The sequence below is a fragment of the Acidobacteriota bacterium genome, from assembly GCA_029861955.1.
Lineage (GTDB): Bacteria > Acidobacteriota > Polarisedimenticolia > Polarisedimenticolales > Polarisedimenticolaceae > JAOTYK01.
Genome location: JAOTYK010000008.1, coordinates 15680 through 27866, shown reverse-complemented (window position 1 = coordinate 27866; position 12187 = coordinate 15680). Strand labels below are relative to the sequence as shown.

Sequence of the window (12187 nt, the reverse complement as noted above, 5' to 3'; positions counted from 1 at the left end):
TTCACGCATGTGTGGGATCGTCGGCATCTTCGGCCACCCAGAGGCGTCGACGCTTGCCTACCTCTCGCTCTACGCCCTCCAGCATCGCGGTCAGGAATCTGCGGGGGTGGTCTCTGCCGTCGGAGAACAGTTCCACCGTCACGCGGGGATGGGTCTCGTCGACGAAGTCTTCGACGAGCAGATCCTGAAGGCGCTGCCGGGCACGGCCGCCATCGGTCATGTCCGTTACTCGACGTCCGGAGTCTCCGACACCTGCAACGCCCAGCCGCTCTTGCTGCGTCATCATCGTGGACCGATCGCCATCGCTCACAACGGAAACCTGGTCAACGCCGCGTCGATCCGAGGGCAGTTGGAGGAAGACGGTGCAATCTTCCAGACCTCCAGCGACACCGAGACGGTGCTGCACCTGACGGCACGCTCGCAGGCGGCGGACGTGGTCGACGCGTTGGTCGAGGCTCTTCGCCCGATGCGTGGCGCGTTCGCGATGGTCACGATGGTCGCCGGACGGCTGATCGCGGTTCGCGATCCGTGGGGGTTGCGCCCCCTGTCGATCGGTAAGGTGGACGGCGCCTGGGTCGTGGCCAGCGAGACCTGTGCCTTCGATCTTCTCGGGGCAACCCGTGTGCGCGACATCGAACGTGGCGAGGTCGTGGTCTTCGATGTCGGGGGGATGCATTCCTTCCGCCCGTTCGAGGCCGAACGTCCTGCGCCGTGTCTGTTTGAACATGTCTACTTTGCGCGCCCCGACAGCGACCTGTTCGGTCAATCGGTGCAACACGCACGAAAGAAGTTCGGCGAACAGCTGTATGCCGAACAACCGGTTGACGCGGATGTTGTCGTTCCCGTGCCGGACTCCGGCATGTTCGCCGCTCTGGGCTTTGCGGCGGCGTCGGGGATCCCGTTCGACCTGGGTCTGGTGCGCAACCATTACGTCGGGCGAACCTTCATCGAGCCAACCCAGAACATCCGCAACTTCGGTGTTCGCATCAAACTGAATCCGGTCCCGGAGATCCTCGAGGACAGGCGCGTCGTTCTGATCGACGACTCGATCGTGCGCGGGACGACGAGCCGCAAGATCGTCCAGCTCTGTCGGGATGCCGGCGCCCGCGAGGTTCACATGCGTATCTCCTGTCCGCCCACGACGGGTTCCTGCTTCTACGGAATCGATACACCGCACCCGGAAGAGTTGATCGCATCCCACAAGGACGAGGACGGCATCCGCCAGCATATCGGCGCCGACTCGCTGGGCTACCTCTCGCTGGAGGGGATGCTGACCGCCGCGGAGGAGCGACGGGACGAGGTCTGTACCGCCTGTTGGACCGGGGACCAACCCGTCGCGATCCCACCCACCGAGGCGGAACAGCTGAGGTTGTTTGAGAAGGCACGACGCTGATGGGTTGCGCGCGCCGTTACCGTGGCATAACCCGACGACCGCGCCGGACCCTATCCCCTGGGCGGTGCCGCGTACTATCGTGGATCGGGACGCCGAGGGGTGTCGCCAGGAGAGTCTCCCGTGTCGAAGACTGAACAGGACGAGACGACGCCACGCAAGGCGTGGACCTATCGGGACTCCGGTGTGGATATCGATGCGCAGGACCAGGCGCTAAGCCGCATCAAGGAGTTCGTCAAGTCGACACGGACGTCCGGCGTGCTATCCGATCTCGGTAGTTTTGGTGGGTTGTTCTCTCCCGACCTGTCGGGCATGGAGCAGCCGGTCCTGGTCTCCAGTGCCGACGGCGTCGGCACCAAACTGCAGGTCGCGTTTCGGACCGGGCGTCACGACAGCTGCGGCCGAGATCTCGTTCAGCATTGCGTCAACGACATCCTCGTTCAGGGTGCACGCCCCCTGTTCTTTCTGGACTACGTGGCGACGGGTGTCCTGGAGCCGGCCGTGTTGGCGGCGGTCGTCGAGGGGGTCGCAGGCGGTTGTCGCGATGCCGGCTGCGCGCTGCTGGGTGGCGAGACCGCGGAGATGCCGGGGTTCTACAAGGACGGGGAGTATGACGTCGCGGGGTTCATCGTCGGCATTGCGGATCGTGGGAAGATCCTCGACGGCAGCGCGGTCCGCGAGGGCGACGTTCTCCTGGGTCTGCCCTCCGCGGGTCTCCACACCAACGGTTATTCCCTGGCGCGCAAGATCTTCTTCGACGTCACGGGACACGACGTCGACGATGCCGTGGCGGGTCTTGACGAGACCGTCGGCGACATCCTGCTGGCACCCCATCTCTGCTATCTGAAGCCGTTGACGCCGCTGCTGGACGCCGATCGGATCCACGGCTTGGCCCACATCACCGGCGGGGGGCTGACCGACAACGTTCCGCGGGTCCTGGGCGACGGTCTTGGTGTTGAGATCCAGCTCGGCAGTTGGCCGGTGTTGCCGGTCTTCCGGTACATTCAGGAACACGGCAACGTCCCTACGGACGACATGTATCGCACCTTCAATATGGGTATCGGCATGGTCGTGATCTGTGGCGCGGACGACCTCGCCCGGGTTCAGTCCCATCTCGACCAGGTCGGTCAGGCACACCACACGATCGGTCGTGTCATCCGCGGCGACGGGCAGGTGCGGTATGTCGATGGAGCGTAGCCCGCGTCGTGTCGGCATCCTGCTCTCCGGGAGGGGGAGCAACATGGTGGCGCTGCTCGACGCCATGGCCGACGGTTCCATCGACGCCCAGCCGGCGGTGGTCATCTCCAATCGCCCCGATGCCGGTGGGCTTGAAATCGCCGCCGCCCGCGGGATCGCCACGGCGGTGGTGGATCACAAGCAGGTCAAACCCCGGGATCGTCACGAGCAAGAGTTGATCCGGATCCTGAAGGAGCACGCCGTCGATCTCGTCTGTCTGGCCGGTTACATGCGGCTTCTGACGCCAAGGATGGTGGGAGCTTTCCGTGGTCGGATCCTCAACATCCATCCTTCGTTGCTGCCGGCGTTCCCGGGTCTGCACGCGCAGCGCCAGGCCCTGGACCACGGGGCGTCGTTTGCAGGATGCACCGTGCACCTCGTCGACGAAAAGTGCGATCATGGACCGATCGTCCTGCAGGCCGTCGTCCCGATCCAGCCCGACGACACCGAGGAGACCCTCTCGGCCCGCATCCTCGAGCAGGAGCATCGCATCTATCCCGAAGCGCTGGCGCTCCTCGCCGCAGGTCGTCTCCGTGTGGAAGGACGACGGGTGCGGATCCTGGCCGCCACCCACTGACGTCTATCGCCCGGTTCCGCCGTCTCCTGACGATTCGAGAAGTCCACGATGTACGGTGCCAGGAGACAGGATCGGACCCGTCAGCGTCGTCGTCCGCGTCATCTGTGCGAACGGCTGCGTGGGCAGGGCGTCGAGGCCCTGACCCAGGACGAGCTGCTGGGACTGGTCCTGGCGCTTGAGGTGCAACCGGTCCAGCGGGCGCAGGCGGTGACCCGCATGATCGGGGAGCACGGCATCGAGGCCATCCGCGGCTGGCCCCTCGACCGTCTCCGCGCCGAGTCGGGGCTGCCGCTGGAGCCCGCCGCAAGGTTGCAGGCGACGGTGGAGTTGGGACGACGGCTCGTAGGCGACCAACCGGAACCCCGGCGTCCGCGGATCGGCGGCCCGTCCGATGCCTGGGGACACCTCAGGGAGCTGGGTCGGCAGACCAAGGAGCATCTGGTCGGGCTCTACCTGGATCCCCAGAACGGGATGATCCATCGCGAGACGATCTCCGTCGGCAGTCTGAACATCACCCGGGCCCATCCAAGAGAGATTCTTCATCCCGCCATCGTCCATCTGGCGTTCGGGTTCCTGCTGGCCCACAACCATCCGAGCGGCTGCCGGGACCCGTCGCCGGAGGATATCGAGTTCACCCGAAGCGTCGCGTCGGCGGCCGAACTGCTGGGTATCGAACTGTTCGATCATCTGGTCGTCACCCGCGACGGCTACACCAGCCTGCGGGAGCGGGGACTCCTCTGAGGCTTCCCGTGCAACGGTTTGTTAGAATCCCCGTCGATCCGGTCGCAACCCCATGAGGTCGTCTTGAGCCAATCGATTTTCGCCGACGTCGACGAGCAACTCGCACTCCTCGAGCGGGGCTCGGTGGACCTGTTCCGGCGTGACGAGCTGAAGCAAAAACTTCAGGACTCCCGCAAGAACGAGCGGCCGCTGCTGGTCAAGGTGGGCTTCGATCCGACGGCGCCGGATCTGCATCTCGGTCATACCGTGCTGCTGCGAAAGATGCGTCACTTTCAGGATCTCGGTCACCGGGTGATCTTCGTCATCGGCGACTTCACGGGACGCATCGGCGATCCCAGCGGTCGATCGAAGACGCGGCCGGCCCTGTCCAACGAGGAGATCCTCGCCAACGCCGAAACCTACAAGCGGCAGTGCTTCAAGGTCCTCGACCCCGACGAGACGGAGATTCGCTTCAACAGCGAATGGCTCGACGAGTTGGGCTCTGACGGCTTCGTTCGTCTGGCGGCACGCTACAACGTTGCGCGGATGTTGGAGCGCAACGACTTCAAGAAACGTTACAACGCCGGCCAGTCGATCTCGATTCACGAGTTTCTCTACCCGTTGGCCCAGGCCTACGATTCGGTCTATCTGAAGGCGGATGTCGAGCTGGGTGGCACCGATCAACTGTTCAACCTGAACGTCGGGCGGGATATCATGCCCGGCTACGATCTTCCGCCGCAGGTCGTACTGACGACGCCGCTACTCGAGGGACTCGACGGCATCGAGAAGATGTCCAAGTCTCTCGACAACTACGTCGGTGTCGAGGAGGACCCCGTCCAGGTTTTCGGCAAGTTGATGTCGATCAGCGACGACCTGATGTGGCGTTACTACGAGCTCTGTACGGATGTATCGCTGGACGGCATCGCGGAGATGCGAAGGTTGTCGGAAGACGGCACGCTCCACCCGAAGAAGGCCAAGGAGGGGCTGGCCGCACGAATCATCGCCGGGTTCCATGGCGAGGCGGCGGCACAGAAGGCGCGGGAAGAGTTCAGCCGGGTCTTCCAGAACAAGGGCACACCCGAGGACGTCCCGGAGTTCACCTTCGCTGTCGGCGACGGCAAGACCTTCCTGCCACAACTTCTGGCGGACACCCGACTGGCCAGTTCCAAGACCGAGGCCAACCGTCTTCTCAAGCAAGGCGCAGTGGCCATCGACGGGGAGCGGGTCGGCGAGGGCACGTTCGAGCGGGCGGTCGCCGGGGGGGACGCCTGGCTGGTCAAGGTGGGCAAGCGCCGCTTCGCGCGCATCCGCTTCGAGGGTTAGTCCGCGGGGATCCAGCGGTAGGTCAGAAGGTCCAGCGTCCCGTTGTCACGAAAGGCGATCCCTTCCTCTTCCAGTAGCGCTCGCTGAAGTCCCCGGGGGCTGTCGGCAAGTCGATCGGTGGAGCAGCCTCCGGTCGCGTTGACCACCCGTTGCCAGGGGACATCCGACGGGCAGCCATTCAGCGCCCAGCCCACCGCACGGGGCGAGAGTCGATCCTCGATCTCGTTGGCGATCTGTCCATAGGTCATGACGTGACCGCGTGGGATTCGGCGGACCATCGCATAAACCGCCGCGAAGGCACCCGTGCCGGCTTCGGCGGTGTCGCGTTGATCCCCGTGCAGACGGTCCGCGGTCCGGATGGGCCTCGGCTTACGCTTCATCGGATCCTCCTGGGCCGGTAATCTCTCGACGGTCGAGTATATTGGAGTAGACGACGTTTCCCGGTAGGAGATCGAGGCGTGGGGCGGAAGATTCGCGGACTCTGGATCGTCGTGGGGCTCGGCCTGGGGCTCCTGCTCTCGCCTGGCTGTGGCCCCTCGGCACCCGAAGCGCTCGGACCGATCCCTCGGCCGGCGGATATGAGTGCCCTGGATTCGACCGTCGCCGCTCTGGTGCAACAGATGCTCCTGGACGTCGAGAAGGACACGTCCAACCCGGAGCCACGGACCCGGCTGGCCATGGTCTATCAGGCCAACGAGCTGTTCGTAGAATCGGCGGCGACTTTCGTGCAGTCCCTGACCCTGGACGCCGAGCAGCCGGTGGCGTGGTACCACCTGGCTCGACTCCAACATCGCGAAGGCGATCTGGAGGCGGCCATCGAGTCGATGGGACGCTCCATCGCGTTGCAGCCGGACTACGTCCCCAGCTACTGGCGTCGTGGCGGTTGGCATTTCGAACTGGGCGATGTGGATCGTGCGGCGACGGACTTCGATCGCGCGCTCGAACTGAACCCCGGAAACGTGCAGGCCCGCCTGGGTCGTGTGCGCGTGACCCTCGAGAAAGGGCAGGCCGAAGAGGCGCTGGTCGCGGCCCGGGAGATCCTGCGAAAAGATCCCACCCATTCGTTGGCCAACCTGCTGGCTGGCAACGCCTACCGGCAGCTCGGCGACATGACGCGGGCCGAGTACCACCTCAAGCGGGGCGGCGGATCCCAGGTCATCCGTGACGATCTCTGGAGCAACGACGTCCTGCGTTATCGCGTGGGCTACGGTGCCCAGGTCCAGTTGGCGATCCAGCTGGCCAACGACGGGCAGAACGACGTCGCGTTGCAGATGCTGCAGTCCCTGCGTGAGCGTAACCCCGACGACGTCCGTGTGCTGGCACAGATGGGGCAGGTCCTGATGCGGCTCGGGAAGAACGAGAAGGCCCTCGTCGTCTTACAGGACGCGCTGGACCGTCACCCCGAGAACCCGAGGGTCCATCTGGAGCTGTCGGCCTACTACTACGTGACCCGTGACGCGGCCGGCGCGTTGCGTCACGCCGAACGATCCATCGAGTTGCGGCCGGAGCAGAGCCTCGCCCACATCCGCAAGGGGACCGCGCTCCGTGCACTGGCGCGGAACGAGGACGCGGTGGACGCTCTCGAGGAGGCGCTACGACTCGATCCGGGGAATCCGCGGGTTCTGGAGACGCTGGGCGACTGCCTGGCTACGCTCAAACGTTGGGAGCCGGCGGCCGAACGCTACCAGGAGGCGCTCCAGCAGCAGGATCAGGATGCCGACCTTCATGTTCGTTACGGGCTGGTGATGTTGTTCGCCGGCAATCCCGCCGTCGCCGAGACCGCGCTGGTGCGTGCGTTGGAACTGGGGCCGAGTCAGCCGGACCGTGTCAACCAATTGCTCCAGCAGTCCAGGCGACAGCAGCAAGAGGGTGGCGGTGCGGGATAGTTGTCTTAAGTTGCTCGTGACGTGCTCGTTGCTCGGGACGTTGGCCTGTACGCCGCCGACGGAGCCCCAGGAAGACACGCCGGAGCCGTGGTTCCAGGAGGATGCCGCAGCCCGCGGTCTGACTTTCGTCCATCGCTCGGGTCACGATGGTCGCTACCTGATGCCCGAGGCGGCGGCCGGTGGCGGCGGTCTGTTCGACATGGACAATGACGGTGACCTGGACGCCTATCTGGTGCAGAGCGGCAGTCTCACCGACCCCGCAAAACGAACCCCCGGAAACCAGCTATTCGAGAACCTCGGCGACGGTCGCTTCCGCGAGGTGCAGGACAGCGGCGCAGGCGCCGGCAGTGGTTACGGGATGGGTGTCGCGTGCGGCGACGTGGACGATGACGGCGATGTGGATCTTTATGTCACCAACTTCGGACCCAACACGCTGCTGCTGAATGACGGTAGCGGCAAGTTCGTCGACGCCACCGACGTCGCCGGTGTGGGGCATGACGGTTGGGGCACCAGCGCGGGCTTCTTCGACTACGATCGTGACGGCGACCTGGATCTCTTCGTGGCCAACTACCTGAACTGGCAGGAGTCCACGGAGCTGGACTGCGCCAACCCGATGGGGGAGCCGGACTACTGTAGCCCGCTGAACTACGACTCACCGTCGATGGATACTCTCTATCGCAATGATGGTGAAGGACGATTCACCGATGTGACGGTGGCCGCCGGTCTCGATGCGGGCTTCGGCAACGGGCTTGGTTTTGTGTTCGGCGATTTCAGCGGCGACGACTGGTTGGATATCTTCGTGGCCAACGACGGGATCGGCGATCAGTTATGGGTCAACCAGCAGGACGGGACGTTCATCGACCGTGCATTGGTGGCGGGGGTTGCGGTCGACCTGGAAGGTGGCGTGCCGAAGGCCGGCATGGGTGTGACTGCAGGAGACGTCGACGATGACGGCGACCTGGACCTGATGGTCTGTAACCTCGTGGACGAGACCGACTCGGTCTATCGGAACGAGGGGGAGTACTTCTCGGATGTGACGGCCCGTACCGGCCTGGGACTCGTCAGCCGTCGCTACACACGCTTCGGGCTCGGCTGGGTGGACTTCGACCTGGACGGCGAGTTCGATCTCTTTCAGGCCAACGGCAAGGTGATGCGTTCGCCATCGAGTCTTGCCGAGGACGGCTTCGCCGAGATCAACCTCCTGTTCAAGGGCAGAGACCAGGGTTCCTTCGATGAGGTCCTTCCCCGGGGCGGGACCACCGAACCCCTCATCGCGGCCAGCCGGGCGGCGGCATTCGGCGACATCGACGACGACGGGGCTCCCGATATCCTGGTCGTGAACAAGGACCAGCGGGCGCATCTGCTGATGAACGTCCACGAGGATGTCGGCAACTGGGTCCGCTTTCGTGTGTTGGAGCGGTCCGGTCGGGATGCCGAGGGGGCCGTGTTGTTCGCCTCGGTCGGCGATCACACCGAACGTCAGGACGTTCGCTCCGGTTACAGTTACCTCGCCTGCAATGACCCGAGGGTGACCTTCGGGCTGGGTGAAGCCACGAAGATCGATGCCCTCGAGATCCTGTGGGTCGACGGCACGCGACAGACGTTAGGCGCGTTTGACGTCAATCAAACCCACACGATCCAACGGGATTAGGAGCAGCTGGACCCCGTCGTCGAAGCCCGGCAGGGCGAAGACGGTGCGGGTCGCAGGGTGCCATCCGAGTCGACCCCCAGCCCACCTTCGCGGGAGGCGTCGTGGGGGACCACCAGATAGAACCGATCCGCACCGGACGGAGTGAGCACTTCTTCGAGATCGAGGCCGGCGTCGCAGACGGCCGCCGTCACCTGGTACTGGCCGCCACGAAGCGTGGCCAGACTGCCCTCGTAGACCGTATAGCCGGAGATCGACGTCGAGCAGCCGGCCTCCCAGCTGACACGCACGTCGCCGAAGCCGCTGGGTTCCAGACGCAACGAGCCGAGGTCAATATCGCCGGGCTCGGTAGGCGACGCCGCGACGATCTCGAAGGAGCTGTTGGAGACGTCGTCGCTACAGAACTCGTCGTACAATGAGGGATTCGCGCCCATGCGTGCGGGACGGACGACCCGCACCCGCATGTCGGTGCCCGGCGTGTCGGGAACCGTCCAGTCGTACCAGCCGTCGTTGGCGGTGCCGTCGGCGATCGTGCTCCAGGCTTGACCGCCGTCTGTGGAAAGTTGCAGTCGGACGCTTCCGGGGTCGCCGCTGCTCTCTGCGCTGGCGCTCCACTGGATCCCATACGTCTCGCCGACGGTCAGCTGTTCGCCGCCGTTCGGTGTGACCATCCCCACCGCGTGTGGGTAGTGACAGTGGGCGGCGTCGAGATCGTCGTCACCCAGACGCGGGCCACGACCGCCGTAGGCCGACGACCGCATCAGCGCGTCGAAGACCCAGGAGTGACCCAGACCGATCCCATGACCGAGCTCGTGAGCGGCGACCTCCGCCAGGTTGTCGGCGTCACCGAGGAAGCACGAGAAGTTATTGTTGAAGATGACGTAGAGACGCAGCACGGGGTGGAAGTTGACGCCGTTGACCATGCCGGCCATGGAGGTGGTTCGCCAGTAGCCGCCGATGGCGAGGACGCCGGAGCAGCCGCTGGGATTGCTGATGTCGTTGTACGGATCATCGAACAGGATGACGCTGCGGTCGGGATAGGCGGCGGCCGGACTCTGTGCGTGGGTCGCGACGAAGTTGTCGTTGCCGTTGCCGAGGGATAGCAGCAGGCGGGACTCGGGGACATCATTCCACGCATCGAAGGCGCGGACCATCTCGGCCGTCGCCTGGGCGTCGTTGCCGAGGGGGTTGCCTGTCGGGTCCACGTCGATCACGACGGCGCTGCCGCTGTCGGACTGAACCCAGCGCGCGGGGTTGCTGGAAGATAGCGCCACGAATCGCGGGCGAAGATCCTGGTCGTCCAGTTCGTAGGTCGTCAGGTCGGAGGCAAAGCCGCGGTCGGTGGCCGGTGTGGGCTGCCACTCCTCGATCCGTTGCCAGTCGATGGCGTCGTACTCCACCGGTCGTGGTCGCCAGTTGTCGGTCGACGCGGCCGATTCCAGACGACCCTGACGCTGATGTCGAGGCGTCGCCATGCTGGCGGTCAGGGAGACCAGCGACCGCTTGTCGATCTCCTCGACCGGGGCCACGTCGTCGTCGCCGTCGCGTAGCGGTGCGCGGAAAATCCGACCACGATCGGCCAGGTCTCGACGGGCCGGCTCGACGTCATCGCTGTCGGATCCCGCAAGGCTGTACTTACCGTAGAACATACCGACGGTTCGCAGGGCGCCGTCGTCCGCGGCTTCGAGAAAGACGAAGACACGCTCGCCGACCGTGTAGTGGGGGGCGGCGTCGATCTCGAGGACCAGATCGCCGGCAACGCCACCCGCTTCGCGCACGGTCAAACCTGTCAGGTCTGCGGGTCCGCGATGGACCTGATCGATGTCGAGATCGATGTAGGTCGCCACCCGCAGACCGTTGGCGTCGGGCCCCGACGCGATCCGGGTGACCTGGCCTTCGACGACGACGGTTGCGCGCTCGGCCAACGCCTCCGGTGTCATATAGATGGACGTGGAGGCGGCCACCGGAGCCAGGGCGACGCCGAGCGCCCACACGAGGCAGATGAGAGAGGTGTTGCGTCGCACGAAGTGTCCCCGTTGCTTGTGTTATCGCAAAACTAACGTCCCGGTCCGGGGCCAAACGATGTCCATGTCGAAAGGTCCGGGGCCCCGGTCGGCAGAGTCGGCATTCGACGATCCGGAAAAGCCCGACGGTCACAACTTGCCCCGGGGAGGGGGGTTCGCTAGGGTGGGCGAGTGGCACCCTCGCCTCCGGGAGACGCCTTGAAATCCACACTCGAATGGCTGGAGTGCTCCCGTTGCAAGGCGGCCTTCGACGTCGATCGTCTGCAGACCGTCTGCACGCATTGCCGGAGTGTGCTGCTGGCGCGGTACCGGTTGGACGAGGCCGCCCGCACACTGGATCGCGGCTCCCTGACCGGTCGCGCCAACAACCTCTGGCGCTACCGCGAGGTGCTACCGGGAGGCTCGGACGTCCTGACCCTCGGCGAGGGGCTGACGCCCTTGCGCCGCGCCAGCTTCATCGGTACGGCGAACGGCATGAACCAGCTGTGGATCAAGGACGAGTCGGTCAACCCGACGGGATCGTTCAAGGCCCGCGGGATGGCGACCGCGGTCACGATGGCTCGAGAGCTTGGAGCCCGGCATCTCGCGTTACCGTCGGCGGGAAACGCCGGTGGGGCGGCGGCGGCCTACGGTGCGCTGGCCGGTCTGGCGGTGGATCTGTACCTGCCGGTGTGGACCCCGGAGCCCTTCCGACTGGAGGCGGCGGCCCACGGTGCCACGATCCATCTGGTCGATGGCGATATCGCCGACTGTGGCGTCCACGTCCGCGAGGGCAAGGCACGTCACGGCTGGTTCGACCTGTCGACACTCTGGGAGCCGTATCGACTAGAGGGCAAGAAGACGATGGGCTACGAACTGGCCGAGCAGCTGGACTGGAAGCTACCGGATGTCATCGTCTATCCCACCGGTGGCGGCACGGGTCTGATCGGCATGTGGAAGGCGTTCGAGGAGATGGAGCAGCTCGGGTTGATCGAAGTCGGCCAGCGTCCCCGGATGGTCGTCGTGCAAGCCGAGGGCTGTGCACCGATGGTGCGGGCCTTCGAGGAGGGTGTCGAGCGGGCGACCCGCTGGGAGAACCCGCGGACCTACGCCAGCGGCCTGAGGGTTCCGGCGGCGATCGGCGATCATCTGATCCTGCGGGCGGTCCGCGACTCTCGGGGCACCGCGTTGGCGGTCACCGAACGCGAAATGGCCAAGGCTCAACTGGCGATCTGTCGTGGCGAGGGGATCTTCGCCGCGCCCGAGGGGGGTGCCACCCTCGCGGCCGCCCAGAAGCTCGTGGACATCGGTTGGATCGATTCCCATGAGACCGTCGTCCTCTTCAACACGGGCAGCGGGTTGAAGTATCCGGAGATTCCCGGCCTGCGGGTTCCCTGAATCGGG

General features: G+C 65.2%; 10 protein-coding genes. 8 read left to right on the top strand and 2 right to left on the bottom strand.

The genetic code is table 11. The features are described 5' to 3' along the window. Nucleotides 1-7 precede the first annotated feature (7 nt). The 5 genes from purF (at nucleotide 8) to tyrS (ending at nucleotide 5246) form a co-directional block, all read left to right on the top strand. Nucleotides 8-1393 (top strand): amidophosphoribosyltransferase, encoded by a 1386-nt coding sequence (purF, locus tag OES25_05180; GenBank protein MDH3627033.1) that lies wholly within the window; start codon nucleotides 8-10, stop codon nucleotides 1391-1393. Between the two features lie 120 nt (nucleotides 1394-1513). After that, the gene (purM, locus tag OES25_05175) at nucleotides 1514-2587 is read left to right on the top strand and encodes a phosphoribosylformylglycinamidine cyclo-ligase (protein MDH3627032.1); all 1074 of its coding nucleotides are present in this window, start codon (nucleotides 1514-1516) and stop codon (nucleotides 2585-2587) included. After that, a complete protein-coding gene (gene purN, locus OES25_05170) occupies nucleotides 2577-3203 on the top strand; it encodes a phosphoribosylglycinamide formyltransferase (GenBank protein MDH3627031.1) in 627 nt (208 codons plus the stop codon). Before purM ends, purN begins: the two co-directional genes overlap by 11 nt. A gap of 48 nt (nucleotides 3204-3251) precedes the next feature. Next, nucleotides 3252-3944, top strand: coding sequence for a DNA repair protein RadC (radC, locus tag OES25_05165; protein MDH3627030.1), 693 nt, complete (start codon nucleotides 3252-3254; stop codon nucleotides 3942-3944). A 63-nt stretch (nucleotides 3945-4007) separates the two neighbouring features. Further along, the gene (gene tyrS, locus OES25_05160) at nucleotides 4008-5246 is read left to right on the top strand and encodes a tyrosine--tRNA ligase (protein MDH3627029.1); all 1239 of its coding nucleotides are present in this window, start codon (nucleotides 4008-4010) and stop codon (nucleotides 5244-5246) included. On the opposite strand, the gene OES25_05155 is transcribed toward tyrS, so the two are convergent. Beyond that, the gene (locus tag OES25_05155) at nucleotides 5243-5626 is read right to left on the bottom strand and encodes an MGMT family protein (protein MDH3627028.1); all 384 of its coding nucleotides are present in this window, start codon (nucleotides 5624-5626) and stop codon (nucleotides 5243-5245) included. The genes tyrS and OES25_05155 overlap by 4 nt on opposite strands. A gap of 78 nt (nucleotides 5627-5704) precedes the next feature. Between OES25_05155 and OES25_05150 the strand changes: the two genes are divergently transcribed. Next, nucleotides 5705-7132, top strand: a complete 1428-nt coding sequence (locus tag OES25_05150; GenBank protein ID MDH3627027.1) for a tetratricopeptide repeat protein — start codon at nucleotides 5705-5707, stop codon at nucleotides 7130-7132. Next, nucleotides 7122-8783, top strand: a complete 1662-nt coding sequence (locus OES25_05145) for a CRTAC1 family protein (GenBank protein ID MDH3627026.1) — start codon at nucleotides 7122-7124, stop codon at nucleotides 8781-8783. Before OES25_05150 ends, OES25_05145 begins: the two co-directional genes overlap by 11 nt. Here the strand turns inward: OES25_05145 and OES25_05140 are convergent. Then, nucleotides 8780-10804, bottom strand: coding sequence for a matrixin family metalloprotease (locus tag OES25_05140; GenBank protein MDH3627025.1), 2025 nt, complete (start codon nucleotides 10802-10804; stop codon nucleotides 8780-8782). The two genes, OES25_05145 and OES25_05140, sit on opposite strands and share 4 nt — an antisense overlap. Nucleotides 10805-11002: 198 nt before the next feature. On the opposite strand from OES25_05140, the gene OES25_05135 reads away from it, so the two are divergent. Beyond that, nucleotides 11003-12181 (top strand): threonine synthase, encoded by a 1179-nt coding sequence (locus OES25_05135; GenBank protein MDH3627024.1) that lies wholly within the window; start codon nucleotides 11003-11005, stop codon nucleotides 12179-12181. Nucleotides 12182-12187 lie beyond the last annotated feature (6 nt).

Coding starts and splice junctions, on each gene's coding strand:
- purF (MDH3627033.1), top strand. CDS start 8: ATGTGTGGGATCGTCGGCATCTTCGGCCACCCAGAGGCGTCGACGCTT.
- purN (MDH3627031.1), top strand. CDS start 2,577: ATGGAGCGTAGCCCGCGTCGTGTCGGCATCCTGCTCTCCGGGAGGGGG.
- radC (MDH3627030.1), top strand. CDS start 3,252: ATGTACGGTGCCAGGAGACAGGATCGGACCCGTCAGCGTCGTCGTCCG.
- OES25_05155 (MDH3627028.1), bottom strand. CDS start 5,626: ATGAAGCGTAAGCCGAGGCCCATCCGGACCGCGGACCGTCTGCACGGG.